General features: G+C 59.8%; 25 protein-coding genes. 7 read left to right on the top strand and 18 right to left on the bottom strand.

Going from position 1 to position 25,874, the window contains the following annotated elements; translation table 11 throughout:
* Positions 1 to 54: 54 nt before the first annotated feature.
* Together AC1D19_RS22910 and AC1D19_RS22905 are read right to left on the bottom strand one after the other, a co-directional pair.
* Positions 55 to 228, bottom strand: a complete 174-nt coding sequence (locus AC1D19_RS22910; RefSeq protein WP_007970531.1) for a DUF3094 domain-containing protein — start codon at positions 226 to 228, stop codon at positions 55 to 57.
* A gap of 104 nt (positions 229 to 332) precedes the next feature.
* On the bottom strand, positions 333 to 959 hold the full coding sequence (locus AC1D19_RS22905; RefSeq protein ID WP_007970534.1) for a DUF1780 domain-containing protein: 627 nt from the start codon (positions 957 to 959) through the stop codon (positions 333 to 335).
* A 219-nt stretch (positions 960 to 1,178) separates the two neighbouring features.
* On the opposite strand from AC1D19_RS22905, the gene AC1D19_RS22900 reads away from it, so the two are divergent.
* Genes AC1D19_RS22900 through AC1D19_RS22890 form a run of 3 tightly spaced genes read left to right on the top strand, consistent with a single transcriptional unit; the run spans position 1,179 to position 5,031 of the window.
* Positions 1,179 to 2,522 carry an aromatic acid/H+ symport family MFS transporter gene (locus AC1D19_RS22900; protein WP_095057148.1) on the top strand — a complete coding sequence of 448 codons (1,344 nt, stop codon included), beginning with the start codon at positions 1,179 to 1,181 and terminating at the stop codon, positions 2,520 to 2,522.
* Between the two features lie 3 nt (positions 2,523 to 2,525).
* A complete protein-coding gene (locus AC1D19_RS22895) occupies positions 2,526 to 3,746 on the top strand; it encodes a benzoate/H(+) symporter BenE family transporter (RefSeq protein ID WP_477764638.1) in 1,221 nt (406 codons plus the stop codon).
* A gap of 16 nt (positions 3,747 to 3,762) precedes the next feature.
* Positions 3,763 to 5,031 carry an OprD family porin gene (locus AC1D19_RS22890; RefSeq protein WP_477764637.1) on the top strand — a complete coding sequence of 423 codons (1,269 nt, stop codon included), beginning with the start codon at positions 3,763 to 3,765 and terminating at the stop codon, positions 5,029 to 5,031.
* An 8-nt stretch (positions 5,032 to 5,039) separates the two neighbouring features.
* Here AC1D19_RS22890 and AC1D19_RS22885 read toward each other — a convergent pair whose 3' ends face one another.
* The gene (locus tag AC1D19_RS22885) at positions 5,040 to 5,282 is read right to left on the bottom strand and encodes a DUF2790 domain-containing protein (RefSeq protein WP_477764636.1); all 243 of its coding nucleotides are present in this window, start codon (positions 5,280 to 5,282) and stop codon (positions 5,040 to 5,042) included.
* A gap of 121 nt (positions 5,283 to 5,403) precedes the next feature.
* On the opposite strand from AC1D19_RS22885, the gene AC1D19_RS22880 reads away from it, so the two are divergent.
* The gene (locus AC1D19_RS22880; protein ID WP_477764635.1) at positions 5,404 to 6,336 is read left to right on the top strand and encodes a LysR family transcriptional regulator; all 933 of its coding nucleotides are present in this window, start codon (positions 5,404 to 5,406) and stop codon (positions 6,334 to 6,336) included.
* A gap of 71 nt (positions 6,337 to 6,407) precedes the next feature.
* Complete coding sequence (locus tag AC1D19_RS22875) at positions 6,408 to 7,097, top strand: energy-coupling factor ABC transporter permease (protein ID WP_477753717.1); 690 nt, start codon at positions 6,408 to 6,410, stop codon at positions 7,095 to 7,097.
* A gap of 35 nt (positions 7,098 to 7,132) precedes the next feature.
* Here AC1D19_RS22875 and yacG read toward each other — a convergent pair whose 3' ends face one another.
* From yacG to AC1D19_RS22855, 4 genes are read right to left on the bottom strand one after another with little or no spacing between them, the layout of a single operon-like run.
* Entirely contained in the window at positions 7,133 to 7,333 is a 201-nt protein-coding gene (gene yacG / locus AC1D19_RS22870; protein ID WP_007970539.1) for a DNA gyrase inhibitor YacG, read from the bottom strand.
* Complete coding sequence (gene coaE / locus AC1D19_RS22865; protein ID WP_477759968.1) at positions 7,330 to 7,953, bottom strand: dephospho-CoA kinase; 624 nt, start codon at positions 7,951 to 7,953, stop codon at positions 7,330 to 7,332. The genes yacG and coaE overlap by 4 nt, the downstream gene beginning before the upstream one ends.
* The gene (locus AC1D19_RS22860; protein ID WP_477764634.1) at positions 7,950 to 8,822 is read right to left on the bottom strand and encodes a prepilin peptidase; all 873 of its coding nucleotides are present in this window, start codon (positions 8,820 to 8,822) and stop codon (positions 7,950 to 7,952) included. The genes coaE and AC1D19_RS22860 overlap by 4 nt, the downstream gene beginning before the upstream one ends.
* A 1-nt stretch (position 8,823) precedes the next feature.
* Complete coding sequence (locus tag AC1D19_RS22855) at positions 8,824 to 10,041, bottom strand: type II secretion system F family protein (RefSeq protein WP_477764633.1); 1,218 nt, start codon at positions 10,039 to 10,041, stop codon at positions 8,824 to 8,826.
* A 227-nt stretch (positions 10,042 to 10,268) separates the two neighbouring features.
* Between AC1D19_RS22855 and AC1D19_RS22850 the strand changes: the two genes are divergently transcribed.
* Together AC1D19_RS22850 and AC1D19_RS22845 are read left to right on the top strand one after the other, a co-directional pair.
* Positions 10,269 to 10,691, top strand: coding sequence for a pilin (locus AC1D19_RS22850; protein WP_477764632.1), 423 nt, complete (start codon positions 10,269 to 10,271; stop codon positions 10,689 to 10,691).
* A 299-nt stretch (positions 10,692 to 10,990) separates the two neighbouring features.
* Complete coding sequence (locus AC1D19_RS22845) at positions 10,991 to 11,353, top strand: BON domain-containing protein (RefSeq protein WP_477764631.1); 363 nt, start codon at positions 10,991 to 10,993, stop codon at positions 11,351 to 11,353.
* A gap of 197 nt (positions 11,354 to 11,550) precedes the next feature.
* Here AC1D19_RS22845 and AC1D19_RS22840 read toward each other — a convergent pair whose 3' ends face one another.
* The 11 genes from AC1D19_RS22840 to AC1D19_RS22790 all read right to left on the bottom strand — a co-directional run bounded on the left by AC1D19_RS22840 (position 11,551) and on the right by AC1D19_RS22790 (position 25,436).
* Positions 11,551 to 11,847 carry a DUF2845 domain-containing protein gene (locus AC1D19_RS22840; protein WP_414875848.1) on the bottom strand — a complete coding sequence of 99 codons (297 nt, stop codon included), beginning with the start codon at positions 11,845 to 11,847 and terminating at the stop codon, positions 11,551 to 11,553.
* Positions 11,847 to 14,804 (bottom strand): DUF748 domain-containing protein, encoded by a 2,958-nt coding sequence (locus AC1D19_RS22835; RefSeq protein WP_477764630.1) that lies wholly within the window; start codon positions 14,802 to 14,804, stop codon positions 11,847 to 11,849. The genes AC1D19_RS22840 and AC1D19_RS22835 overlap by 1 nt, the downstream gene beginning before the upstream one ends.
* Positions 14,805 to 14,897: 93 nt before the next feature.
* Positions 14,898 to 15,914, bottom strand: coding sequence for a class I SAM-dependent rRNA methyltransferase (locus AC1D19_RS22830; protein WP_477764629.1), 1,017 nt, complete (start codon positions 15,912 to 15,914; stop codon positions 14,898 to 14,900).
* Positions 15,915 to 16,055: 141 nt separating this feature from the next.
* Complete coding sequence (locus AC1D19_RS22825) at positions 16,056 to 16,922, bottom strand: oxygenase MpaB family protein (RefSeq protein WP_477764628.1); 867 nt, start codon at positions 16,920 to 16,922, stop codon at positions 16,056 to 16,058.
* A 116-nt stretch (positions 16,923 to 17,038) separates the two neighbouring features.
* The gene (gene acs, locus AC1D19_RS22820) at positions 17,039 to 18,973 is read right to left on the bottom strand and encodes an acetate--CoA ligase (RefSeq protein ID WP_477764627.1); all 1,935 of its coding nucleotides are present in this window, start codon (positions 18,971 to 18,973) and stop codon (positions 17,039 to 17,041) included.
* A gap of 198 nt (positions 18,974 to 19,171) precedes the next feature.
* A complete protein-coding gene (gene pgi, locus AC1D19_RS22815; protein WP_477764626.1) occupies positions 19,172 to 20,836 on the bottom strand; it encodes a glucose-6-phosphate isomerase in 1,665 nt (554 codons plus the stop codon).
* Positions 20,837 to 21,060: 224 nt separating this feature from the next.
* Positions 21,061 to 21,441, bottom strand: a complete 381-nt coding sequence (panD, locus tag AC1D19_RS22810; protein ID WP_003228271.1) for an aspartate 1-decarboxylase — start codon at positions 21,439 to 21,441, stop codon at positions 21,061 to 21,063.
* Positions 21,442 to 21,567: 126 nt separating this feature from the next.
* A complete protein-coding gene (gene panC, locus AC1D19_RS22805; protein ID WP_477764625.1) occupies positions 21,568 to 22,428 on the bottom strand; it encodes a pantoate--beta-alanine ligase in 861 nt (286 codons plus the stop codon).
* Entirely contained in the window at positions 22,425 to 23,225 is an 801-nt protein-coding gene (gene panB, locus AC1D19_RS22800) for a 3-methyl-2-oxobutanoate hydroxymethyltransferase (protein ID WP_223528383.1), read from the bottom strand. Before panB ends, panC begins: the two co-directional genes overlap by 4 nt.
* Positions 23,226 to 23,546: 321 nt before the next feature.
* A complete protein-coding gene (gene folK / locus AC1D19_RS22795) occupies positions 23,547 to 24,032 on the bottom strand; it encodes a 2-amino-4-hydroxy-6-hydroxymethyldihydropteridine diphosphokinase (protein ID WP_477764624.1) in 486 nt (161 codons plus the stop codon).
* 3 nt (positions 24,033 to 24,035) lie between these two features.
* Positions 24,036 to 25,436, bottom strand: a complete 1,401-nt coding sequence (locus tag AC1D19_RS22790; RefSeq protein WP_008050165.1) for a polynucleotide adenylyltransferase PcnB — start codon at positions 25,434 to 25,436, stop codon at positions 24,036 to 24,038.
* Positions 25,437 to 25,874 lie beyond the last annotated feature (438 nt).

The following is a 25,874-nucleotide window of genomic DNA, read 5'->3' as shown; positions in this document are numbered from 1 at the left end:
TCGCAAGGCTAAAAGAAATCTTTGTCTTCGTTACCCAAGCGAGCGCAAGGCAGCTCATAGCGTCAGGTAACTGATAAGTCGGCTCAACAGGCCCAGACCAATGGTCACTGCCAACACCAGTACAAGGAGCATCCACGGCCGGAAAGGACGGCGCTCGACTTGGTGCTGGGACAACTGCAGGTACTCTTCGACATGCTTTTGGTCGTCGGGGTTCAGGCGGCTGGTCATATCGGGCCTCGTCAGGGGTAGACGTTGCTGAATGTGTAGAAGCTACAGGGAAAATATTCAGCTGTGAACGCAGCTTAGCTGCTGACCGGAGAAAGGCTCGAGTCTCACAGACTGATCCCGACATCAAAAACAATGCTGCGCCCCAGGTTGCTGCGCAAGAAGTCCGGCGCATCCGGGTGAGCGAACAGCACGCGGGCGAATGTCGGCCCAACCAATGACAGCGAACGCCAGCCCTGTCGCAGGTATTCGGTCGGCGGCGGAAAATGGCTGTTGAGGTCCAGCACTTCGCGTTTGAGGCTGGCGAAGGCAATGATGTCCAGCTCACCCAGATCCATGCCGCGCTCTTTGTAGTTGTGCGCTTTTTTGCGCAAAGTCGGCGCCAATCGCAGCAAGAACTCATTGGCGGGGATACGTCGTGGCTTGGCCTCGCGGCGCACCAGTTGGCTCAGGGAAAACGCGCTGCGTCGGCGTTGCAGTTCGTCGCGCCATTCATCGTTGAGGCGCCGGCCCTCGTCGAGCACGAAGAACACCTCGAAACTGGCATCGCGAAACAACACATCCGGCGGCTCCCCGGCGGGGGCGAATTCATCGGCACGATAGGGAATGTTCAAGCCTTGCAGCAGGCGCTGGCAGACCCAACGCTCACGCTCCCATTTGCGGGCATTGGACAGAAATGCGTTGGCTTGCTCGGCCGCGATGGTCAGCAGGCGTAAATAATCTGAGTCATCCATAGGCCCAAGCTTAGCGTTCAAATGTGATCGCAAAGAAGACAATTTGTCGGAGAGGCTCAATGCCTTCCGTTCCCATGCCCGTTCCAGGGCCCTGCACAAAACGGATAGTGATCTGCGCTCACTGGCTATTGCCACGTATCGGGCGGCTCTACCCTCGGCTGTACGGACGTAAGCCGTGTTACCGCCGCTCTAAAAAAACAACAACAAGAGATATATGCCATGCGCAAGATCGACGTACATGAGGTTATCGACAACGCTCGCTTCAACCGCTTTCACTGGATGGTGCTGTTCTGGTGTGCCCTGATCATCATCTTCGACGGTTACGATCTGGTGATCTACGGCGTGGTCTTGCCGATGCTGATGAAAGAGTGGGGGCTCAGTCCTCTGCAAGCGGGTGCACTGGGTAGCTATGCACTGTTCGGCATGATGTTCGGCGCGCTGTTCTTCGGACCGCTGTCGGACAGGATCGGCCGCAAGAAGGCCATCACGATCTGTGTGATGCTCTTCAGTGGCTTCACCGTGCTCAACGGTTTTGCCCGAAATCCCACCGAGTTCGGCCTCTGTCGCTTCATTGCCGGGCTCGGTATTGGCGGCGTGATGCCTAACGTCGTGGCGCTGATGAACGAGTACGCGCCGAAAAAAATCCGCAGCACGCTGGTCGCGATCATGTTCAGCGGTTACTCGGTGGGCGGCATGCTGTCCGCCGGGCTGGGCATTGTGCTGATCCCGAGTTTCGGCTGGCAGTCGGTGTTTTACGTGGCGGTCCTGCCGTTGCTGTTGTTGCCGCTGATCATGTATTTCCTGCCCGAATCGGTGGGCTTCATGTTGCGTCAGGGGCGTAATGAAGAGGCGCGCAATATTCTTCAGCGGATTGATCCGGCCTACGTCGCGCAAACGTCCGATCAATTGCACATGGCCGAAGTGAAAGGCACGGGCACCCCGGTGTTGCAGTTGTTCCGTGAAGGCCGTGCGCTGCGCACGCTGATGCTGTGGCTGGCGTTTTTCTGCTGTCTGTTGATGGTGTACGCGCTGAGTTCCTGGTTGCCGAAACTGATGGCCAACGCCGGTTACAGCCTGGGCTCGAGCCTGTCGTTCCTGCTGGTGTTGAACTTCGGGGCGATCTTCGGCGCGGTCGGTGGCGGGGTGCTGGGCGACAAACTCAATCTGCCGAAAGTGCTGGCGGTGTTTTTCGCCATGGCGGCGGTGTCGATCACGCTGTTGGGTTTCAACAGCCCGATGCCGGTGTTGTACCTGCTGATCGCCATTGCGGGTGCCACCACCATTGGCTCGCAGATTCTTTTGTACGCCTGCGCCGCGCAGTTTTATTCCATGACGATTCGTTCAACCGGTCTGGGCTGGGCGTCGGGCATTGGGCGCAACGGGGCCATCGTCGGTCCGCTGCTGGGCGGCGCCTTGCTCGGGATCAGCTTGCCCCTGCAACTGAACTTCATGGCGTTTGCCTTGCCCGGTGCGGTGGCAGCCCTGGCCATGACCGTGTTCGCCATCAGCAGCCGACGCAGCGCTGCTGGCGTCAACCCAGCATTGTCAGCGACCGGTGCCTGAATCATGAAAGCGTTTTTCCAGGACTTCTCGTTGTCAGCCGCCGTGGCTGGATTCATTGCCACGGTGATTTCCTATGCCGGCCCGTTGGTGATCATCTTTCAGGCGGCAGAAGCGGCTCATCTTTCGCGGGAAGTGTTGTCGTCCTGGATCTGGGCGATCTCCATTGGCAGCGCCGTGCTCGGTATCGGTTTGAGCCTGCGCTACCGCGTTCCGGTGATCATCGCCTGGTCGGCGCCAGGTTCGGCGTTGCTGGTGACGCTGTTGCCGGAAATTTCCATGGCAGAGGCGGTGGGGGCTTATCTGGTCAGCAGCCTGATCATTTTCGCGGTTGGCATCTCGGGCGCTTTCGACCGGATCATCAGCAAGCTGCCCGCAGCCGTCGCGGCGGCGATGCTGGCGGGGATCCTGTTCAGTTTCGGCACCGGGTTGTTTGTGTCGATGCAGCACAAGCCGTTGCTGGTCCTGGCGATGTTTGCCTGCTACCTGATCTGCAAGCGGGTGATGCCGCGTTATGCGGTGATGATGGTGCTGCTGGTGGGGTGTTCGATCGCCGCGTTCAGCGGTGATTTGCATCGTGAAGCGCTGGTGATCGGCCTGGCTACGCCGGTGTGGATTACGCCCGAGTTCAGCCTGGGCGCGATCCTGAACATCGCCTTGCCGCTGGTGATGGTGGCGCTGACCGGTCAGTTCGTGCCCGGCATGGCGGTGCTGCGCGCCAGCGGTTATCCGACGCCGACGAGCCCGATCATCGCCAGTAGCGCGCTGGGCACGGCATTGCTGGCGCCGTTTGGGTGCCATGGACTGAATCTGGCGGCAATCACCGCGGCGATCTGCACCGGTCGAGAATCCCACGAAGATCCTCGCAAACGCTACGTGGCCGGGGTGGTCGGCGGCCTGTGTTACCTGCTGTTGGGGATCTTCGGCGCCACGCTGGTCTCGCTGTTTTCCGCGTTCCCCAAAGAGCTGATCGCGGCGCTGGCCGGGCTGGCCTTGTTCGCCGCCATTGCCGGCGCGTTAACGGGCGCGATGGCGGTGCCGAGCGATCGTGAAGCCGCGCTGGTGACCTTTCTGGTCACGGCTTCGGGCATGTCGTTGTTCGGTTTGTCCGCGGCGTTCTGGGGGCTGATTTTCGGCATGGTCACCCATGTGCTGTTGAGCGCCCGTCGTTCCGTTCCCCATCGCAAATCCACTGCAACTGAAGTCCTTCAATCAGTCGATCAATAACAATAAGAGAAAAACGATGAAACAGATTCTCCCAACAACCGGTTCGGCGTTGTCCCTGGCTGTCGTCTCGAGTTTTTCCACAGGTGTGATGGCCGCTGAAAAAGGCTTTGTCGAAGACACCACCGCGACGTTGCAGGCGCGCAATTACTACTTCAGCCGCGACTATTCCGACATCGTTGGCGCCAACCAGCAATCGAAGGCTGAAGAGTGGGCCCAGGGTTTCATCCTCAACGTGAAGTCCGGATACACCCAGGGCACCGTCGGGTTTGGGATGGACGTCATCGGCTTGCTCGGCCTCAAGCTCGACAGCGCTCCGGACCGGACCAATACCGGTTTGCTGCCGGTGCAGGGCGACGGCCGCGCGGCGGATAACTACAGTCGCCTGGAAGGCGCGTTGAAGATGCGCTACTCCAAAACCGAGCTGAAAGTCGGTGAGCTGCAACCCAATCTGCCGGTGTTGGCATTCAGCGATATTCGCCTGTTGCCGCCGAGTTATCAGGGCGCAAGCATCACTTCCAACGAGATCAATGGCCTGACGCTACAGGGTGGTCACTTGAGTTCAACCAGCCTGCGCAACGAGTCTGGCGACGAAAAGATGCAAGCCATGCTCGGTCATGTGCCGCAGCGTCAGGTCAGCAGTGACGGTTTCAATTTTGCTGGCGCTGATTATGTCTTCAACGACAAGCGCAGCTCGGTCAGCGCCTGGTACGGGCAACTGGAAGACATCTATAACCAGCGCTTCCTGGGCCTCAAGCACAGCGAGCCGGTGGGCGACTGGATCCTCGGCGCCAACCTCGGTTACTACGATTCGCGCGAGGACGGCAAAAAACTGCTGGGCAACATCGACAACCAGGCGTTCTTCTCGTTGCTGTCGGCCAAGCGTGGCGGCCATACGTTTTACGTCGGCTATCAGGGCATGTTCGGTGACAGTGCGTTCCCACGGGTGTTTGCCAATATCTCACCACTGGGCAACGAAGTGCCGACCTACGAGTTCGCCTTCACCGATGAGCGTTCCTGGCAGGCGCGCTACGACTACGACTTCGCGGCGCTCGGCGTACCGGGGCTGACCAGCACCGTGCGCTACATCAGCGGCAACAATGTCGATACTGGCAAGAGCTTTGAAGGCAAGGATCGCGAGCGTGACCTGGACATTGGCTATGTGCTGCAGAGCGGCAGCCTCAAAGGTTTGGGCATTCGCGTGCGCAATGCCATGGCGCGTTCAAACTACCGCAGTGATATCGACGAGAACCGCTTGATCCTCAGCTACACGTGGACCTTGCTGTGAGCCACTGATCACAGGTTGCTGGTGCAATCACCGATGACGTTGTAGGTCACGCGGTGGGTCTGGCCCTGATGATCGACATACACCATGGTTGCCGGTACGACTCCGCACGCGGTCGCGGTGTCCGACACAGAAACCACGCTGGCGATGTCCAGTGGCTGCGCCGGGTTGTACAGGACCGCGAGGGGCTCGTTGTCAGCGGCCATGGCCGAGGTGGCGATGACGGTCAGCAACAGGCTGATCAACGTTTTCATGTTGGCGTGCTCCGTGTCGGTTCTGATGTCTGAATTTTAGTCTTTGCCACCGACGGATAAAGGGGCGAACGGTGTATGCAGCCTTACATAAAACGTAACAGTCATTGCCTGAGGGGGGCTTATGGATGTGCTTAACAACTTGCGCGTGTTCATCCGGGTGGTGGACTGCGCCAGTTTCACCGGGGCTGCCGATGCGCTGGATCTGTCGACCGCGCAGGTATCCCGATTGGTGGCGGATCTGGAGGAACATGTACAGGCGCGTCTGCTGCAACGCACCACGCGGCGCTTGAGCCTGACCGACGCCGGCGAGCGCTTCCTGCTGCGCAGCCGGCAAATCGTCGAAGCCATGGATGAGGCGACGGCCGAGGCCCGTGGCGCTCATATCAATCCGGCCGGACGCCTGCGGGTGCACAGTATGAACGGCCTGGGTGTGCTGCTCACGCCGTTGATCGCCCGCTACAGCGAGCTTTATCCCGATGTGGTGTTCGAGCTGACCTTGTCGCAGCGCAATCCCGATCCGCTGGAGGAAGGGCACGATGTGGTGATTTCGATCGCTCCCGAACTGGCCGACTCGCAAATGGTTGCGCAAGCCATCGGGCAGATCTACAGCGTGCCTTGTGCTTCCCCGGCTTACTTGCAACGCCGGGGTGTGCCGCAGCAACCGCTGGCGCTGAGCGATCATCAATGCCTGCGCATGCTCGACCCGTTGTACAGCGATCAATGGCTGTTCCAGGACGAGCACGGCGAGCACGCCGTCAGCCCGGCCAAGACCTTTCAGTGCAATGTTGCCGAGTCGATGGTCAAGGCTTCGGAGGCGGGCATGGGCATCAGCCTGCTGCCGTTCTACACCGCGACGCGGCCCTTGAGCGACGGTACTTTGCTGCGCGTGTTACCTGCATGGCGCCTGCGCGAACGCAATGTGTATGCGCTGTATCCTTCGCGACACTTTCTCGATGCCAAGGTCCGCACCTGGGTGGATTTTCTCAAGTCAGAGCTACCGAAGCTGTTCGCCGAACATGACGCGGTGATGAACGATCCGCGGCATTGGGCTTGAAGTCGAGGGGCCGGCGAGCGGCGGTGTAGACTGAGTGTCTGTTGTTCTTCGCCTGGGAGACGCGCGTAGCCATGATCGGTGCAGAGTTGCTGTCATCGCAAACCCTGGCGGTCGGCTGGCTGATCTATGTGCCGGTGTTGATCTGGGCGATCTGTCGCGCGCCGTGGGTTGAACTGTTCACCGACAGCCGTCGTCAGCATCTGCTGTTTGGAACGGTGTTTGCGCTGTTTCTGTTGTGGCTGGTGCGGCGCGACTTTGATACCGGTGTGTCTTACCACTTCATCGGCATGACAGCGGTGACCCTGCTGCTGGACTGGCCGCTGGCGCTGGTCGGCGGGTTGGTTGCGCAAACGGGGCTGGTGTTGCTCGGGCGACAGGACCTGGCGGCGGTCGGGGTCAATGGCGCGCTGTTGATTGCGCTGCCGGTGCTGGTCACCGAGTGTTGCGCGATTCTGGTGGAGCGGGCGCAGCCACGAAATCCCTTCGTGTATATCTTCGTATCCGGATTCTTTGCCGCCGCGCTGTCGGCGTTGCTATGCCTGCTGCTGGCGCTTTGGTTGTTATGGTTCAACGAGCGCTTTGCCATGCCGTACTGGCTGGAAGATTTTGTCGGATATCTGTGGCTGATCATTTTTCCCGAAGCGTTTATCAACGGCATGATCGTCAGTGCGCTGGTGGTGTTCTGCCCGGAATGGCTGGAGACGTTCAACCGCACACGCTACCTCTCGGCTCCCTGGAAGGACGACGATCCCAAGTCCTGATCCGCATCAAGACCTGGAATCGCCCAGTCGATGGATCAGTGGCGCGGGTCGAAGTCGCCGCTGAACATCTCGTCCTCGGCATCGGGAGCCACTGGAATCTTGTGTTCTTCGGACGCCCAGGCGCCCAGGTCGATCAGTTTGCAGCGGTCGGAGCAGAATGGCCGGAATTTGCTCTCGGCGGTCCATTCCACGGGGGCGCCACAGGTTGGGCATTCGACGGTTGTTGGTTGGCTCATGACTGGCCTCCACGCAAAGAAAGATAAAAGTGATGCAGGCGTTCGACCTCGCTGTGCAGCCAGGCAAGGTCGCGGTCATTGACCACGACGTCGTCGGCATGGCTCACGCGATCCTGGCGGCTGGACTGGGCCTTGAGGATCGCCTGGACTTGCTGCTCGCTGGTCTGGTCACGTTGCAGGGTACGTTCGATCTGCAATTGTTCGGGGGCATCGATCACCAGCACCCGTTGGGTCATGGCGTATTGCCCGGACTCGATCAGCAGCGGCGAAACCAGAATCGCATAAGGCGATTTTGCCAGCGCCAGGTGGTGAGCGATCTCCTCGCCGATCAGCGGATGCAGGAGGGCCTCCAGCCAGCGGCGTTCTTCAGGCACTTCGAAGATCAATTTGCGTAGCGCTGCGCGGTCCAGTTGCCCGTCGGTTTGCAACACGCTTGGGCCGAAGTGCCCGGCGATTTGTGCCAGTGCCGGGCGGCCAGGTTCAACTACCCAGCGAGCGGCATGATCGGCGTCGACCACATGCACGCCCAGATCGATGAAGTGTTGGGCGGCCGCACTTTTACCGCTGCCGATACCGCCGGTCAGGCCGAGAATCCAGGGTTTTTCCACAGGGCTATTCATTTCAAACCGACAAACTGCCAATAGAGGTCGGTTATTTGACCACCCCAGAGCAACGCAATCCAGCCGGCAATGGCCAGATAGGGACCGAAAGGGATTGGCGTCGAGGTTTGTGCATTGCGCAAGCGCAGCATCATCAGCCCGAAAATGGCACCCACCAGCGAGGACAGCAGGATGGTCAGCGGCAGAATCTGCCAGCCACCCCAGGCGCCCAGCATCGCCAGCAGCTTGAAATCTCCGTAGCCCATGCCGTCCTTGCCCGTGATCAGCTTGAACAGCCAGAACACCGACCACAGCACGCAGTAGCCGGCTATCGCACCCCAAAGCGCCTCGTGCAACGACACAAACAGGCCGAAACTGTTGACGATCAACCCCAGCCACATCAACGGCAGCACCAGTACGTCCGGCAATATCTGATGTTCGGCGTCGATCAGGCTCATCGCCAGCAAGCCCCAGCTCAGGAACAGCACCAGGGCGGCCGGCCAACCGAAGCCGAAGTGCCAGGCAACAAACGCCGACAAAAGGCCACAGGCCAGTTCGGTCAACGGATAGCGCGGGCTGATCGCCGCCGCACAGGCTGAACAGCGGCCGCGCAAAAACACATAACTGAGCAGCGGGATGTTTTCCCAGGTGCGGATTCGGTGACCGCAGTGTGGGCACTGGGAATGGGGCAGCAACAGGTTGTAGGTCGGCAGCGGCGTTTCGCCAGGCAGCCCGAGAATGTCATGGGCCTGCTCACGCCAGTCGCGTTCGAGCATTTTCGGCAGGCGCCAGATCACGACATTGAGGAAACTGCCGACCAGCAGGCCGGTGATGCCTGCGAGAAGGACAAAGGCCAGCGGAGAGTGAATCAGGATTTCATTCAAGGGCATGTCAGATCGCTGAGCCAAGTTGGAAGATGGGCAGGTACATGGCAACTACCAGTCCACCAACGATAACACCCAGCACCACCATGATGAACGGCTCCATCAGGCTGGTGAGGTTATCGACCATGTTATCGACGTTGTCTTCGTAGAATCCCGCGACTTTGTCGAGCATAGCGTCCAGGGTGCCAGACTCTTCGCCGATGGCAGTCATTTGTATCGCCATGTTCGGGAAGACGCCGCAGGTACGCATGGCGAAATTCAATTGCATGCCGGTCGAGATGTCCTGCCGGATGCGCAATACCGCGCGCTTGAACACGCTATTGCCGGTCGCACCGGCCACTGATTCCAGGGCCTCCACCAGCGGCACGCCGGCAGCGAAAGTGGTCGACAGTGTACGGGCGAACCGGGCCACGGCGGACTTGTGCATCAGGGTGCCCACCAGCGGCAGTTTCAGCAGCCAGGTGTCCATCCGGTCACGGAAGACCGGGGATGTCTTGAGGGCGTGGCGCACGCCGAAGGCCATAGTAGTCAGCGTGCCAAGGACCATCCACCACCAGGCCTGCATGAACTGCGACAGGCCAATGACCATCACGGTGAAGGCCGGCAGTTCGGCGCCAAAGCCCTTGAACACCGACTCGAACTGCGGCACGACATTGACCAGCAGAATCCCGGTGACAATCGCCGCGACGAACACCACTACCAGCGGGTAGGTCATGGCTTTCCTGATCCTGGCCTTGAGGCTTTCGCTTTTTTCCTTGTAGGTCGCGACCCGCTCCAAAAGGGTGTCGAGGGCACCGGCCTGCTCGCCGGCATCCACCAGGTTGCAATACAGCTCATCGAAATAGCGGGGCTTCTTGCGCAGGGCGGCGGCGAAGCTGCTGCCTGCCGCGACTTCCTGTTTCAGTTCGTCCACCAGCTTGCGCATGGCCGGATTGTCGAAGCCCTCGCCGATGATGTCGAAGGACTGCAACAACGGCACCCCGGCCTTCATCATCGTCGCCATTTGCCGGGTGAACAGGGCAATGTCCTGGGCCTTGATGCGCTTGCCCATGTTGAACACCGAATGGTTTTTCTTGCGAACCTTGCCGGGACTGATGCCTTGTTTGCGCAGCTTCGCCTTGATCAGCGCCGGGTTTTGAGCGCTGAGTTCGCCGGTCACTTTTGTGCCTTTGCGGTCGATGCCTTCCCATGCATACACGCTGATTTTCGCTGCCTTGACCGCCATGTTCAGTCCTGGGTATTCCGATTGAATTGCTCTTATAGCCTAGTCAAGGGACGGGGCCAAACCCGCAAGGGTAAGGTGACAAAAAACGTCAGATAGTGCTGATCCAGGTAGTAGGTAAGGGCTTTGCGGCCACCACGCCCCCTGCCAACAGGGGCTTCTCGCCTTGGCACAGGCTGTGCTGCCATGGGGCAGGTCATGAGCCTTCGACTCATGCATGGAGCTTGTACATGAACAATCAGAAAGGTTTTACCCTGATCGAGTTGCTTGTCGTGGTGGCGATCATCGGGATCCTGGCAACGCTGGGCCTGCCGATGTATTCCAAGTACCAGGCTCGGGCCAAGGTCACGGCGGCGCTGGCCGAGTTGACTGCAATGAAGGTGCCGTTCGAGGATGTGATCAACCAGGGGGAAACCCCGACAATTGCCAACGTGGCGCCCGCCGGTGCGACATCGACCAACCACTGCACCCTGTCTGTGACGGCTACAACACCGGAGGGGGCGGGATCAATCGTATGTACGTTGAACAATGCCCCAGGCGTGGTCCAGGGCAAAACCGTCACCCTGACACGGGACGAAACCAAAGGCTGGTCATGTAAGAGCAGCGTTTCCCCGGATTACTTGCCTAAAGGGTGTTCCGGGTCTGCGGCATGAAGTGCTGAATCAAGTCCCCGCTTTTGCGGGGTTTTTCCTGTTTGTCGACCCGTCGTCAAATGCCGCAGATAAAGCTCAGAAATTTCAGCATCTTAGGAACTTTCCGTAAACCCGCAACTTGCATGCAGTGTTTGTGCTTCTCGTGCATTTTGCATGATTTCGAAAGTTGGCTGATGTTATAACTTATTGATTAATAAGGTTTTTTCTCTATTTCAAAGTTGGCACAGCGTTCGCAATATCCTTGGTAACCCTGCCGACAAGACACCCGGCAGACTTTCCGAAAAACAGGAGTTACTCGTATGAAGAAGTTCGCTATCGCTGCCGCTACTGCCACCGCGCTGACCCTGACCCTGACCATGGCAAACGCGGCATTCGCCCAGACCACTCAAGCCACCCAGGCTCCAATGACCTTGGCGGCGGGTGAAATGACCAAGGCTACAGAAGCTACTTCCGATACCTGGATCACCACTAAAGTCAAAGCCGACCTGATGACCGAAAAAGGCATTCCAGGTAGCGACATCAAGGTTGAAACCAACAAAGGCGTGGTATCGCTGTCATCGACCACCGCCGTGACCGATTCGCAAAAAGAAATGGCTGTGGCTATCACCAAGAAAATCAAAGGCGTCAAGGCGGTCTCCGCTGACGGCCTGAAAGCCGAGTAAGGCAAGGCTTCTCGCCTGGATCGGGAGAAGGTGCGACAGACGGGCCCAGTTATACGTCTGTTGCAACCTGAGTGTTCATGCGAAGGGCCATAAGGATGTGGCCGCCACAGGCCCCGCGCATTTTTGCCGGGGCCTGTTCTATGTGTAATGCTGAAAATCAATTTGTAGGAGCGAGTTCACATGAACTGGGGGTGGGGTCAGTTTCCGCGTTTGCTGGTGATCTGTTTCAGCCGATTACCTTCGAACCGCAAGTATTGATACATCCCTCCATTCGGTCCGTAGGTCCATTCCTCGACCTGAAACTCCTCGCGCCGATCTGCACTGCGTTTGTAACCCAACAAGTCGCGACTGACCGGTTCACCGCATTTCTGCAGAACTTCGCTGGAGCGATCGCCGACGCTGATCAATTGGCTGCCACAGCGCAGGGTATCGGCCGCCCAGGCCTGACTGGCGGATAGCACCAGAACCAGGCCTGCCAGCAGCCACCGAACCATCACTCGGCGTCCAGATGCATCGGTGTTACCACGCGGCCGTCACTTTCTGCCTCGCCCAGATTGGCGTCGATGAAATACACCCGGGTATCCTCCAGTTTGCCCTTGTCGACCAGGTAATCCTTGATGCTGCTGGCGCGTTCCTGGCCCAGTTGACGCAACAGCACGTCACTGGAGCTCCAGAACTTGATCACCTCGGCACGCATTTTCGTGGTGCGCTCTTCCTTGCCCAGATCCTTCCATTCGGCGGGGGGCTGGGTTTTCAGGCGGGTGCGGTAGATACCTTCGAGCAGCGGGCCTTTTTCCCCGTCTGGCACTTCCAGCAACGAAGCCTGGGCCGGGACCTTGTCGCCGCGGCGCTGGAGCATTTTGTAGTAGTTGTACTGGTACTCACGCTCCAGGCGTTGTTCGGCGATCAGTGGGCCATCGGCGCTCTGGGCGGCGGTGCCTTCGATTTCCAGGCGCAGGGCCGGGCGTTCCTTGAGCGCCTTGGACAGTTTGTCCAAAGCGCCTTCGGCGTCCTTGCCCAGGTCGCTGGAACCCGCTGCGAAGGAAACACTACCCAGGTCTTCCGCGCCACTTCCGTTGACCAGCCCGCCAATGAGCTTGAACGGCGCCGCCGCGGCTTTGACGATCAGGTTGCGCAGGGTCTGCCAGATAATCGGCATGACGCTGAACTGAGGGTTGTTCAGGTCGCCGCTGACCGGCAGTTCGATGGAGATCTTGCCGTCGACGTCCTTGAGCAAGGCAATCGCCAGTTTCAGCGGCAGGCTCACGGCATCCGGGCTGTCGACTTTTTCCCCCAGTTGCAGTTGTTCAACCACCACTTTGTTTTCAGCTTTGAGCTGGCCCTTGGTGATCTGATAGTGCAGGTCGAGATTGAGCCGGCCCTTGCGGATACGGTAGCCGGCGAACTTGCCGGAGTAGGGCGTCAGCGTGGTCAGTTCCACGCGTTTGAAGCTGGTGGCGATGTCGAGACTGGCCATCGGGTCGAACGGATTGACCGAGCCCTTGATGGTCACTGGCGCGTAGCGATCGACCTTGCCCTTGACGTCGACACTGGCCGGTTTCGGCTGGCGGCTGTCGATGGTGCCGATCTGCCCGTTGAGTTGCTGAATGGCGGTGGCGAAGTTCGGGGTCAGGCTGAAGTCGGCAAAGTTGGCCGAACCGTCATTGATGAAAATGCCGCCGATGTGGATGCCCAACGGTTTTTCGTTGCTGGCGGGTTTGCTTGCCGCTGGTTTTGCCCCGGAGTCTGCCGGTTGCGGAATCAGCAGGTCATCGATGTTGGTGGTGCGATCATCGTTGATCATGAAGCGTGCATAGGGCTGGAACAGGTTGATCTTGTCGATCGACAGGCTGTCCCCATGCTGATAGTTCAGGCCTTCGACCACGACCTGTTGCCACTTGAGGAAGTCGCGGGTTTTCAGGGTGTCCAGGGTATGCAACTGATCGACCTGGGCGCGGCCTGTGACGTTGAAGGCCAGGGGGTCGGTGCTTTTCAGGTCGACCGCCAGATCGCTGGCGAGCATGCCGCTGCGCAGCTCCAGGCGAATGAACGGCGTGATGTAGGACTGGGCAACACGCAGGTCGATGTCCCTGGTCTGGACCTTTAGTCTGGCGCTGACCGGGGCCAGGTTGACCTCGCCGTCGGCCATGATCTTGCCTTGCTTGCCCACGCCGGTATCGAGCTTGAGGGTAAAGGGTGAGCCGTTGAGGCTGTCGAAGTTTTGCAGGTCGAGGTTCAGCGGGCTCAGATCCAGGGCGACGGCGGGTTGTGCCTTGCGGTCGGCCAGATGCACCTGGTAATCGCGCAACTGCACATCCTTGAGCAACACCTGCCAGGGTTTGCCTGGGGCGGCCGGTTCGGGCTTCGGTGAGTCTGCCGCCGCCGGAGTTCTGGCTGGTTCGGCATCCGCCTTGGCTTTGGCGGTGGGTTTTGACGGTTGGCTGGCGAACAGTTTCTGCCAGTCGAGTTGGCCGTCCGGTTCCAGAGCGGCCCAGGTTTCCAGTTTGTGGCTGCGGATCTTGCCGACCACCACTTGCTGTTTGGCCAGGTCCACGGTGGTTTCGCTGACGTCCAGGCGCTCGAGCTTCACCAGCGGCCGGCCATCCGGGGCCTTGATCGCGAAGGGTGCAATGTTGACCGCTACATTGCTCAGCAGCAGCTCGGTTTCCTTGGCCAGGCTGAATTTGTAGTCGGTACTGATGCTCATGATGCCGTTTTCGAGGTCCAGTGGCACGGCGTCGCGCACATAGGGCCAAAAGGCCTTCATTTTGCCATCGGTGATTTTCAGCTTACCTTCGGAAGCGATCGGGATCAGGCTGAAGTTGCCGGTCCAGTCGATTTGTCCGCCATTGGGGCCGACGGCCACCAAGGTCATGTCGGCGCTGTCATCGGGCAGAGTGCTGAGGTTCTTCAGCTCGAAATCGAGTGTGTCGTAGAGAAACTCGATGGGCTCGCTGGGCCGGGCATCTTCAAAGTGCACCGCGCCGCCGGCCAGCTTGATCCGCTCGATGCGCAGCGGAAACGGCTTGGCATCCGGGTTGGCGGGTGTGGGTTCGCTCGCTGGCAGTTTGAACAGCCCCAGCAGATTGAGTTTGCCGTCCTTGCTGAACAGGATTTCGGTCTTGGGCTTGTCCAGTTCGACATCGGACAGGTGCACCGCCTTGGTCCACAGGCTGTCGAGTTGCAGGTTGGCGTACAGACGTTCGAAACCGACCTGCTCCTTGCCGGGCTCGCCGATATTCAAGCCCCAAAGGGTCAGTTCAAGGCTGAACGGATTGAATTCGATCCGCTGGATCGTGGCCGGTGTGGTGGCGTAGTTGGCCAGTTGCTGGTTGGCAACGCGCAGCGCCACACCCGGTAAAATCAGAAAGCCCAGCAAGCTGTAGAGGGCCAGAGCAGTCAACAAGGCACCAATGGCGCGAATCAATCCTTTGTACATGTGTGGCTTCATCTGTCTGGATCGGAGTGCCTTGGAGTATGGCACGCGTTTCCGGTTCCCAAGTGATCGCCCTGTTCAGTAAGTTTCAGATTTCTCCCACAGCAATCAGAGCTGCAGGATCAGGGTTTTCAGCGGTGGTTGCTGATCCATCGACGGGAAGTCGGCGCCTGGCGTCATCACGCTCCACTCACGCACCGGCCGCCCGGCCTTCTCTGCACAACGCAAAACCTGCTCGCGCCAGTCGTCCATGCTGACTTTTGCCAGGTTGTTGCAGCAGATCAGCACGCCGTTGTCGGCGGTGGTCAGCAGGGCGGGTTTGAGCAGGCTCTGGTAGTCGCGCAGCAGGTCGACGGTGCCGAATGCGCTCTTGGCCCAGGCCGGTGGATCCAGCAGTACCAGATCGTACTGGCGCTGTTCCAGGCGCTGATAGCTCGGCAGTTTTTGCCCGCGGCGCTGGCTGATCGGCAGGCCGGCCAGTTGGCGAATGGCCGGGAAGTAGTCGGACTGGATAAATTCCATGGTTGGCAACTGCGGGTTGAGTTGACCGTTCTCTCGGCCGACCGCCAGGTTGCCTTCGGCGAAGTCCAGGTTGCACACCTCGCGCGCGCCGCCGGCGGCAGCACTGAGGCCGACACCACAGGTGTAGGCGAACAGGTTCAGCACGCTTTTGTTTTTGCTGTGGTCCTTGACCCAGCCACGGGTGTTGCGCAGGTCGAGGAACAGCAGCGGGTCTTGTCCGGCATGGCGACCCCGCACCCGATAGTTCAGGCCCCATTCGTGGCCGACCAGGTCCTGCAGGGCGGCTTCGTCGGCGCGGTAGACGATGTCTTCGCGATCGATGCGCGAGTTGCCACGGGAGCGGTCGTTGTAGACCAGCAGGGTGTCATAACCCAGGTGCTGATTGATCGTTTCGTGCAGTTGCAGCAGCGTTTCGCGCTCCAGCGCCTGGTGGAAACTTTGCACCAGCAATTGCGGGCCGTAGCGGTCGATGGTCAGGCCACCGGCGCCTTCCTGGCTGCCGTGGAACAGGCGATAGCAATCGGTGCCTTGCTGGTGCAGTTCGGCGAGCAGGTCCTGGCGTTGATCGAGGGCGGCGCGCAGCGCCTGATTCAAGGAAGACATGCTGGGCGCCTTGCAGGAGGGAATTGGGCGCGGGAGTTTAACAGTTTGGAGCACAACCTGTAGGAGCTGGCTTGCCAGCGAAGGCCGCAACATGGCTTATCTGACAATCCGCGTTATCGTTCATCGCTGGCAAGCCAGCTCCTACAGGCCCATCCGTCGTTTAGCCCGCTGCACCGACCCATTGCGCACCGCCCATCGCAGCATCGGCGCACTGTGATTGACGCTGGCGCGGATCAGCTTGCGTTGCAGTGGATTCTGGCTGACGCCGAGCATGGCACTGGCCCAGTCCGGCAGCAGATCGATCCCGGCCTGCATCATCAAGCCGCCAAACGGCTTGGCCAGGCGACTGGGGGAGGGGGCGTTCAGCAACAGGCGCAGGACTTCGCGACTGCGTTCGTCGCATAGCAACTGTGGACGTATGTGCTCGAGGTAGTCGGCAATTTCCTGCCGAGAACGGGGCACATTCCGGGCCCCGAGTCGTTCGGCGACCAAGGCGATTTCTGCGTAATAGCGATCCTGATCGGCCGGTGAAAGATGCGGGTTGCGATAGCGTAAATGCGCAGCGAGGAAGTTGCTGACTTCCGCCACATGCACCCATGTCAGCAAATCGGGATCGCTGGCGGCGTAGGGGCGTCCATCGGGCGCAGTGCCGGTAATCTGCAGATGGATGGTGCGGACCTTCTCGATCAACCAGTCGGCGTCCTGTCGCGAACCGAACGTAGTGCCGGAGATGAACTGCCCGGTGCGGCGCAAGCGGCCGAGCATGTCTTCACGAAAGTTCGAATGGTCCCAGACCCCGGCCAATGCCAGCGGGTGCAGGGCTTGCAGCATCAGGGCGCTGACGCCGCCGATCAGCATGCTGCTGAAATCACCATGGACTTGCCAGCTCACCGAGTCTGGCCCGAACAGCCCCGGGTCGCCCTTGGGGTTTTCCAGGTCGAGTTTGCCCAGGGACAAACCGCTCAGGTTCATGATCTGGGTTTCGATGCGGGTGCGGATGAATTCCATGAATACCCTGTAGGAGCAGCCGGTCGACGCTCGATTGCTCGCGATGGTCGTTAACGATAACGCGTGTTTCCTGAATATACACGGCGCGTCGGAGTTCATCGCGAGCGAGCTCGCTCCTACTTCAAGCGCTTGTCGATCAGCCCTTGCACCACGCTCGGGTCAGCCAGGGTCGAAGTGTCGCCCAGGTTGTCGAGTTCGTTGCAGGCGATCTTGCGCAGAATGCGCCGCATGATCTTGCCTGAGCGGGTTTTCGGCAAGGCTGGTGCCCACTGGATCAAGTCCGGCTTGGCGAAACTGCCGATTTCCTGGCTGACGAGGGCCAGCAATTCTTTCTTCAGTTCATCGTTGGTTTCGACGCCGTTCATGGGCGTGACGAAGACGTATATGCCCTGGCCCTTGATGTCGTGGGGGTAACCGACCGCAGCGGCCTCGGCGATGCTCTCGTGCAGCACCAGGGCGCTTTCCACTTCGGCGGTGCCGATACGGTGGCCGGACACGTTGATCACATCGTCGATGCGCCCGGTGATCCAGTAATCACCATCCTCATCGCGCCGTGCGCCGTCGCCGGTGAAGTAGTAGCCGGGGTAGGGTTTGAAATAGGTGTCGACCATGCGCTGCGGGTCGCGATAAACGCTGCGGATCTGCGCCGGCCAGCTGGACTTTATGGCCAGTACGCCGCTGCCGGCGCCTTTGATTTCCTTGCCCTGCTCGTCGAGCAATACCGGCTGCACGCCGAACATCGGTTGTGTCGCGCAACCGGGTTTGATCCGCTGTGCACTGACCAGCGGGCTGAGCATGATGCCGCCGGTTTCGGTCTGCCACCAGGTATCGACGATCGGGCAGCGCTCTTCGCCGACCTCATGGAAGTACCATTCCCAAGCTTCCGGGTTGATCGGCTCGCCGACCGTGCCGAGTAGCCTGATGCTCGCGCGGGATGTTTGCTTCAACGGTTCGGGGCCTTCGCGCATCAGTGCGCGCAGGGCCGTCGGGGCGGTGTAGAAAATGTTCACCTTGTGCTTGTCGATCACCTGCCAGAAGCGCGAAGTACTCGGGTAGCTCGGCACGCCTTCGAAGATCAGCGTGGTCGCGCCGTTGGCCAGCGGGCCGTAGACGATGTAGCTGTGGCCAGTGACCCAGCCGACATCGGCAGTGCACCAGAAGACTTCGCCATCGCGGTAGTCCAGTACGTACTTGAAGGTCATCGCTGCTTGCAGCAGGTAGCCACCGGTGGTGTGCAGCACGCCTTTGGGTTTGCCGGTGCTGCCGGAGGTGTAGAGGATGAACAGCGGGTCTTCGGCGTCCATCGGCTCGGGTGGGCAATCGGCGCTGGCTTCGCTCAGGGCCTGCTGATACTTGATGTCCCGTCGTTCGACCCAGTTCACCTGCCCCTTGGTGCGCTCGACCACCAGCACGGTGCTCACGTCCGGGCAGCTTTGCAGCGCCTTGTCGACGTTCTGTTTCAGCGGTACGAATTTGCCACCACGCACGCCTTCATCGGCGGTGATGACGGTGCGGCAGTCGGCGTCGAGAATGCGGTCACGCAACGATTCCGGGGAGAAGCCGCCGAACACCACCGAGTGCACCGCGCCGATGCGGGTACAGGCCAACATGGCGTAGGCCGCCTCGGGAATCATCGGCATGTAGATGCACACGCGGTCGCCTTTTTTCACGCCACGGCTTTTCAGCACATTGGCCAGGCGGCAGACGTTTTCATGCAGTTTCTTGTAGGTGATCGATGTCGAGTCGGCAGGGTCGTCGCCTTCCCAGATGATGGCGACCTGATCGCCGCGCTTCTCCAGGTGCCGATCGATGCAGTTGTAGCTGACGTTCAATTGCGCACCGGCAAACCAGCTGGCTTCACCGGTTTTCAGGTTGTAGCGCTGGACGGTTTCCCAAGGCGCGCTCCAGTCGAGAAAACGCGTGGCCTGTTCGGCCCAGAACGTACTGGGGTGTTCAACGGATTCGCGGTACAGGCGCTGATAGTCGTCTTGACTCAATTGTGCAGCCCGGCGGACGGCATCGGCTTTGGGGAACGTGCTGATATCGAACATGACGGTTCCTTATTCTTGTTCTGCGACAAAGATAAAGATGCGCCGAGAGGTCAATTGGTTCAAGAGGGGAGCTGTGCGACCCTCGTAGGAGTTGGCTTGCCAGCGAAAGCGGTGTGTCAGTCGACATAAGCGTTGAATGACGCGCAGCCTTCGCTGGCAAGCCAGCTCCTACAGGGGGGGCTTGTTGCCTCTGTCAAATCACCCGCGATGACGACCACGGAAGTAATTGATCAGCCCTTGGGTCGAGGCGTCCTCGGCCGGGGTTTCTTCGCTGCCGACCAGGCGGTTGTAGACGCCTTTGCCCAGCTCTTTGCCCAGCTCCACACCCCACTGGTCGAAGGCATTGATGCCCCAGATCACGCTTTGCACGAAGACTTTGTGTTCGTACATCGCCACCAGAGCGCCGAGGCGACGCGGGCTGATGCGTTCGACCACCAGGGTGTTGCTCGGACGGTTGCCCGGGATCACCTTGTGCGGCGCGAGTTTGTGCACCTCGGTTTCACTCATGCCTTTGTCGCGCAGCTCGTTTTCGGCCTCGCCAAGGGTCTTGCCGAGCATCAGCGCCTGGCTCTGCGACAGGCAGTTGGCGTACAGCCACTGGTGGTGGTCGGACACCGGGTTGAAGCTGACGATCGGCACGATGAAGTCGGCCGGGATCAGCTGCGTGCCCTGGTGCAGCAACTGGTGATAGGCATGCTGACCGTTGCAACCCACGCCGCCCCAGATCACCGGCCCGGTGTCGGTGGACACTGGCTTGCCGTCCTGGCGCACGCTCTTGCCGTTGGATTCCATGTCCAGCTGTTGCAGGTGCTTGGTGATGTTACGCAGGTAATGGTCGTACGGCAGGATCGCGTGGCTTTGCGCGCCCCAGAAGTTGCCGTACCACACGCCGAGCAGGGCCAGCAGCACTGGCATGTTCTGTTCGAACGGCGCGCTCTGGAAGTGCTGGTCCATGGTGTAGGCACCGGACAGCAACTCCTTGAAGTTGGACATGCCGATGGCCAGGGCAATCGGCAAACCGATGGCCGACCACAGCGAGTAACGCCCGCCGACCCAGTCCCACATCGGGAAGATGTTCTCTTCACGGATGCCGAACGCTACCGCGGCGGCGTTGTTGCTCGATACCGCGATGAAGTGGCGATACAGCTCGGCTTCCGAACCACCCTGGGCCAGGTACCAGGCACGGGCAGCCTGGGCGTTCTTCAGGGTTTCGAGGGTGTTGAAGGATTTCGACGAGACGATGAACAGTGTGGTCTCGGCGCGCAGCTTCATGGTCAGTTCGTGGAACTCGCTGCCGTCGATGTTCGCCAGGTAATGGCAACGCACGCCTTTCTGGGCGTAGGACAGCAGCGCTTCGGACACCAGCTCAGGGCCGAGGAACGAGCCGCCGATGCCGATGTTCACCACGTCGGTGATCGGCTTCTCGGTGTAACCGCGCCACAGACCATCGTGGATACGGCCGACGAGGTCGGTGATCTGGTTCAGCACCTTGTGCACTTCGGGCATCACGTTGACGCCGTTGACCGACAGCTTGTCGCCAACCGGGCGGCGCAGGGCCGTGTGCAGGGCCGGACGGCCTTCGGAAGAGTTGACGATTTCGCCGTCGAACAGCGATTTGATCGCGCCCTTGAGGTCGACTTCGTTGGCCAGGCCCACCAGCAGATTGCGGGTCTCGGCGTTGATCAGGTTTTTCGAATAGTCGAGAAACAGGCCGCAGCTACTGAGGGTGAATTGAGTAAAACGCTGCGGATCGGCATTGAAGGCTTCGCGCATGCTGAAATCCTGCATGGCTTGGCGGTGGTCATTCAACGCTTGCCAGGCAGGCAGAGCGGTAACGTCGTGAGGAGTGCGGTAATACGCCATCGCTGCGGGTTTCCTTATTACTTGAACGGCCTTTTGAACACTAAAAATCCCGGAGCGCTATGGATGGGCGTTCCGGTCAACTGCGTCGACACGATTTCATGGCGCAGGGCGGATACAGTAAACCCCGCGCAATGATCTGTCTTGACTTTGTCTGACCTGTTTCCGGTACTTTTTTAACACCAAAGTTAGGAACGGTCCGACAAACGGAAGAGACAGGACTCGGATCAGGCGACCTGGACCGGAATGGCGTTGCTGGTGTGGCTCAATTCATTGCCCGGTGCCATGTAGAGCATGCGCGGTTTGAAGTTGAGCAGTTCGGCTTCGCTGTAATGAGCGTAAGCGCAGATGATCACGCGATCGCCGACCTTGGCCTTGTGCGCCGCGGCGCCATTGACCGAGATCATGCGCGAGCCTTCTTCACCACGGATGGCGTAGGTGGTGAAGCGCTCGCCGTTGTCGACGTTGTAGATCTGGATCTGTTCGTACTCGCGGATGCCGGACAGGTCCAGCCATTCACCGTCGATGGCGCAGGAGCCTTCGTAATCGAGTACAGCGTGGGTGACTTCGGCGCGATGCAGCTTGGCTTTGAGCATGATGGCGTGCATGAGTATTTCCCAGGTCGGAATCGAACGGCGGGCAGCGCCCACAGGCGCGTAGGAGCTGCCGCAGGCTGCGATCTTTTGATCTCGCCGTTGATTTTGGTTTTGTTGTTTGATCTTTGATCTTGCTGTTTAAACCGCAGCGTCGAGGTTCAGGTGCAGGTTGTCGATCAACCGTGTAGTCCCCAGGAAGGCCGCCACCAGAATCACCAGGTCACGATCCTGCGCCGTCGCTGGGCGCAAGGTCAGGGCATGGCGGATTTCCAGATAATCAGGACGCAGGCCGGCTGTTTCGAGCTGTTTGATCTGCGTGCCGATCAGCGCCGGGTAGTCGCGTTCACCCTGCTTGATCGCCTCGCCGATCGCTTTCAGCGTGCGGTAGACCACCGGTGCCACAGCGCGTTGCTCTTCGTTGAGGAAGCCGTTGCGCGACGACAGCGCCAGGCCATCGGCCGCCCGTACGGTCGGCTCACCGATGATCTGGATCGGCATGTTCAGGTCATGTACCAGCGCACGAATCACCGCCAGTTGCTGGAAATCTTTTTCGCCGAAAATCGCCAGGTCCGGCTGGACCATGTTGAACAGCTTGCTGACCACCGTCGCCACACCTTCGAAATGACCCGGCCGGCTGGCGCCGCACAGTCCTTCGGACAGTTGCGGGACGCTGACGCGGGTCTGGCCGGCCATTCCGTCGGGGTACATCTCTTCAACAGTGGGGGCAAACAACAAATGGCAACCGGCCTGGAGCAGTTTTTCCTGGTCGGCGGCGAGGGTGCGCGGGTACTTGTCGAGGTCTTCGCCAGCACCGAATTGCAGCGGGTTGACGAAAACGCTCGCCACCACGAAGTCCGCCCGCTGGGAGGCTTTGGTCACCAGTGCAACGTGACCGCTGTGCAGGTTACCCATGGTTGGCACAAAGGCGATGCGCTTGCCTTCGCTACGGGCGCGGGCCACTGCGGCCCGTAGTTCGCGTACGGTTTTTACGGTGTTCATGCAGAGAATCCGTGTTCGATCCCAGGGAAGGTCGCCGCTTTGACTTCAGTCACGTAGGCATTCAACGCAGCTTCAATGCTGGTTTGGCCAGTCATGAAGTTTTTTACGAATTTTGGCAAGCGGCCGGTAATGGACAGCCCCAGCATGTCGTGCAGAACCAGCACCTGGCCATCGGTGCGATTGCCGGCGCCAATACCAATCACCGGTATCTTCACCGCCTGGGTGATTTCTTCGGCCAGTTCGCTCGGGACGCACTCGAGCAGCAACATTGCCGCACCAGCCTGTTCCAGGGAAATCGCGTCGGCACGCATCTGCCGGGCCTGGTTTTCATTGCGACCCTGGACCTTGTAGCCGCCAAGGATGTTCACCGATTGCGGCGTCAGGCCCATGTGCGCGCAGACAGGGATGCCGCGCTCGGCCAGCAGGCGGATCGAATCGGCCAGCCACAACGCTCCTTCGACCTTGACCATGTGCGCGCCGGCCTGCATCAACAGGGCGCTGTTGGTCATGGCTTGCTCGGTGGTGGCGTAGGCCATGAAAGGCAGGTCGGCGAGGATCAGGGCATCGCTGTTACCGCGTTTGACGGCGGCCACGTGATAAGCCATTTCTGCAGTGGTGACAGGCAAGGTGCTGTCGTGGCCCTGCAAAACCATGCCGAGGGAGTCGCCCACCAGCAGCACTTCGACGCCGGCCTGATTGCAGGCATGGGCGAAGGTCGCGTCGTAGCAGGTCAGCATGGTGATCTTTTCACCTTTTTGCTTCAGACCTTGCAGGGTGGTCAGGGTGATGGCTGGCATGAAAAGTTCCTCATTCAGGCGCTGTGGAAACTACTGCGAGTAACGCGCGTGATTCTTCGTTGAATACAGGCGCACGTTCTTTTGTCGTGCTTTTAAGGCCTGGATTGCGCCCTTGAACGCCGTGTTGGCGGCAGCGGGACGCCTATAGTCGTGAGGAGAACGAGGGAAGTCAATTGCGTGTGTTACCGCATTGTTACGGGAGGGGTGTTACCGGGGTAACTGATGCGATTCAGCAGGATTGTTCGATTCGGCGGTTGGCTGCACTTTTGTGTTCGCCACAAACCAATGTGGGAGCGGGCTTGCTCCCACAGGGGCTCTTGGTCAATTCCGGGGCAGGCGTTCCAGGCCGACGAACGGGCACGTCAGGAGCAGTTTGGCCAAGGTCCGGCCATCGGCCAAGCGCAGATCCGCAGGTGCCAGTTCCGCCAGCGGATACAACACGAAGGCCCGTTCCTGCATATGGTAATGGGGAACCTTGAGGCGCGGTTCGTCGATCAGGCGATCACCGAACAACAAGATGTCGAGGTCCAGCGTGCGCGGTCCCCAGCGCTCAAGACGCTCGCGACCCTGGCCGTTTTCGATGGCCTGCAAGGCATCCAGAAAGTCCAGCGGCGCCAGCGTACTGTCGAGAGCGGCCACCGCATTGGTGTAACGCGGTTGGCCGGGCAGCAGCGAGTCGCTTTGGTAAAACGCAGAAACCCCGACCAGCGCCGTTTGCGGCAAATGCGCCAGCGCCTCGATGGCGCTGCGCAATTGTTCGGCGGGGTCAGCCAGATTGCTGCCCATGCCGATGTAGATGCGTTCCATGGATTACTCGCCCGTGGTGCTCGAAGCGCCGGCAGCGCGTTTGCGCTTGGAACCACCGCTGCGGCGACGCTTGCGCGGGGCGCCGGTGCCTTCGTCCTTGCCGCTGAGGTCGCGAATCATGTCACGGCGCTCGCTTTCGTTGGCGTCCTGGTAGTCCGTCCACCATTCGCCCAGGCCATCGGTCTGCTCGCCGGCGCTTTCACGTAGCAGCAGGAAGTCGTAGCCAGCGCGAAAACGCGGGTTGTCCAGCAGCAGATCGGCACGCTTGCCGCTGCGGCGGGGCAGGCGTTCCTGCATGTCCCAGATTTCGCGGATCGGCATGGTGAAGCGTTTCGGAATCGCGATGCGCTGGCACTGTTCGGCAATCAGCTCGTGCGCCGCTTCCTGCATTGCCGGAATCGGCGGCATGCCACGCTCCTGCAGGCGCAGGACGCGGGCCGGCAGGGCAGGCCAGAGCAGGGCTGCAAACAGGAACGCCGGGGTGACCGGTTTGTTCTGCTTGATCCGCAGGTCGGTATTGATCAGGGCTTCGCTGATCAGGGTGTGGGTGTACGTCGGGTTGTATTCCAGTGCTTCGGCGCTGGCCGGGAACAATGGATCGAACAACTGCAGGTCGACCAGCATTTCAAACGTATCGGCGGCATGGCCGGAGAGGAACAGCTTGAGCACCTCTTCGAACAGGCGAGCCGACGGGATCTCGCGCAGCATCGGCGCCAGGCCGCGGATCGGCAGGGCGCTGTGTTTTTCGATGCCGAAGTTCAGCTTGGCGGCGAAACGCACGGCCCGCAGCATCCGTACCGGGTCTTCCTGGTAGCGTTGCGTCGGATCGCCGATCAGGCGGATCAGGTGATTGCGGATGTCGTGTACGCCGTTGGCGTAATCGAGGATGCGTTCGCTGACCGGATCGTAATACAAGGCATTGATGGTGAAGTCGCGACGTTGCGCGTCTTCTTCCAGAGTGCCGTAAACGTTATCGCGCAAGATGCGCCCGCTTTCGTTGCGCGAAGACTGATTGCTGTCTTCCTCGTCTTCGTTCTGCGGGTGATTGGCGCGGAAGGTCGCGACTTCGATGATTTCGCGGCCGAAGTGGATGTGCACCAGTTTAAATCGGCGCCCGATGATTCGCGCGTTACGGAATTCGGCCCGCACCTGCTCGGGTGTGGCGCTGGTGGCAACGTCGAAATCTTTCGGTGTGATACCCAGCAGCATGTCGCGCACGCAACCGCCCACCAGGTAAGCCTGATAACCGGCGCTCTGCAGGCGTTCAACGATATTCACCGCGTAACGGCTGAATTGCGCCTTCTGCAGCGAATGTTGGCCGCTGTTGAGCACTTCAGGCGTGCTGCGAATGTGTTGCGTAGGACGCTTGGGAGAACGGAATGACTGGAACAGCTTCTTCAGCATGGGATGCACTGTTTGAAGGAATATTCGGCCATAACAAAAGAATGACCGCATGATGGGCGGGGATTCTAGCATTTAGTCAGGGGATGGTGTAGGACGCAGCAGATATGAGCTGTAGGCCGCAGGCTTCAAGGCCGGAACGAGCCGATTTGCGGGGGATTTGCGAATCGCAGAAACCACAAGGGGAGCCGAAGCTCCCCAAGAAGTAGTTGCATGCTCTATTTTTATTTTTGGTTTCGGGCTTCTTGTTTTTGTTGAGTGCCCTCGCCATGAAGCTTTCCTTCATGACCCTCCCAATCGGGAGTCAAGAGCAAACGGATTGCTTTGGTCGCTGAATTGCAGTGATCTTTCGATCCAACCAGTACAGGTTCTGTCTTAAGACAGTTTTTTGTTGTTCTCGGCCTGGTCGTGGGGCAAGCCCCAAATACAACGCCTCTCCAA

The sequence above is a fragment of the Pseudomonas sp. P1_C12 genome, assembly GCF_056406435.1.
The sequence above is the reverse complement of the archived record's forward strand: the minus strand, read 5'-3'. Positions and strand labels throughout refer to the sequence as shown.

Bases quoted from the DNA above. Each gene is read 5' to 3' on its own strand.
- folK (WP_477764624.1), bottom strand. From the start codon at position 24,032: ATGGAACGCATCTACATCGGCATGGGCAGCAATCTGGCTGACCCCGCC.
- AC1D19_RS22880 (WP_477764635.1), top strand. From the start codon at position 5,404: ATGGATGTGCTTAACAACTTGCGCGTGTTCATCCGGGTGGTGGACTGC.
- AC1D19_RS22850 (WP_477764632.1), top strand. From the start codon at position 10,269: ATGAACAATCAGAAAGGTTTTACCCTGATCGAGTTGCTTGTCGTGGTG.
- AC1D19_RS22790 (WP_008050165.1), bottom strand. From the start codon at position 25,436: ATGCTGAAGAAGCTGTTCCAGTCATTCCGTTCTCCCAAGCGTCCTACG.
- coaE (WP_477759968.1), bottom strand. From the start codon at position 7,953: ATGAATAGCCCTGTGGAAAAACCCTGGATTCTCGGCCTGACCGGCGGT.
- AC1D19_RS22840 (WP_414875848.1), bottom strand. From the start codon at position 11,847: ATGGTTCGGTGGCTGCTGGCAGGCCTGGTTCTGGTGCTATCCGCCAGT.
- acs (WP_477764627.1), bottom strand. From the start codon at position 18,973: ATGTTCGATATCAGCACGTTCCCCAAAGCCGATGCCGTCCGCCGGGCT.
- AC1D19_RS22905 (WP_007970534.1), bottom strand. From the start codon at position 959: ATGGATGACTCAGATTATTTACGCCTGCTGACCATCGCGGCCGAGCAA.
- AC1D19_RS22830 (WP_477764629.1), bottom strand. From the start codon at position 15,914: ATGTCTTCCTTGAATCAGGCGCTGCGCGCCGCCCTCGATCAACGCCAG.
- AC1D19_RS22825 (WP_477764628.1), bottom strand. From the start codon at position 16,922: ATGGAATTCATCCGCACCCGCATCGAAACCCAGATCATGAACCTGAGC.
- AC1D19_RS22845 (WP_477764631.1), top strand. From the start codon at position 10,991: ATGAAGAAGTTCGCTATCGCTGCCGCTACTGCCACCGCGCTGACCCTG.
- AC1D19_RS22885 (WP_477764636.1), bottom strand. From the start codon at position 5,282: ATGAAAACGTTGATCAGCCTGTTGCTGACCGTCATCGCCACCTCGGCC.
- yacG (WP_007970539.1), bottom strand. From the start codon at position 7,333: ATGAGCCAACCAACAACCGTCGAATGCCCAACCTGTGGCGCCCCCGTG.
- panC (WP_477764625.1), bottom strand. From the start codon at position 22,428: ATGAACACCGTAAAAACCGTACGCGAACTACGGGCCGCAGTGGCCCGC.
- panB (WP_223528383.1), bottom strand. From the start codon at position 23,225: ATGCCAGCCATCACCCTGACCACCCTGCAAGGTCTGAAGCAAAAAGGT.
- AC1D19_RS22910 (WP_007970531.1), bottom strand. From the start codon at position 228: ATGACCAGCCGCCTGAACCCCGACGACCAAAAGCATGTCGAAGAGTAC.
- AC1D19_RS22890 (WP_477764637.1), top strand. From the start codon at position 3,763: ATGAAACAGATTCTCCCAACAACCGGTTCGGCGTTGTCCCTGGCTGTC.
- AC1D19_RS22855 (WP_477764633.1), bottom strand. From the start codon at position 10,041: ATGGCGGTCAAGGCAGCGAAAATCAGCGTGTATGCATGGGAAGGCATC.
- pgi (WP_477764626.1), bottom strand. From the start codon at position 20,836: ATGGCGTATTACCGCACTCCTCACGACGTTACCGCTCTGCCTGCCTGG.
- panD (WP_003228271.1), bottom strand. From the start codon at position 21,441: ATGCACGCCATCATGCTCAAAGCCAAGCTGCATCGCGCCGAAGTCACC.
- AC1D19_RS22835 (WP_477764630.1), bottom strand. From the start codon at position 14,804: ATGAAGCCACACATGTACAAAGGATTGATTCGCGCCATTGGTGCCTTG.
- AC1D19_RS22875 (WP_477753717.1), top strand. From the start codon at position 6,408: ATGATCGGTGCAGAGTTGCTGTCATCGCAAACCCTGGCGGTCGGCTGG.
- AC1D19_RS22895 (WP_477764638.1), top strand. From the start codon at position 2,526: ATGAAAGCGTTTTTCCAGGACTTCTCGTTGTCAGCCGCCGTGGCTGGA.
- AC1D19_RS22900 (WP_095057148.1), top strand. From the start codon at position 1,179: ATGCGCAAGATCGACGTACATGAGGTTATCGACAACGCTCGCTTCAAC.
- AC1D19_RS22860 (WP_477764634.1), bottom strand. From the start codon at position 8,822: ATGCCCTTGAATGAAATCCTGATTCACTCTCCGCTGGCCTTTGTCCTT.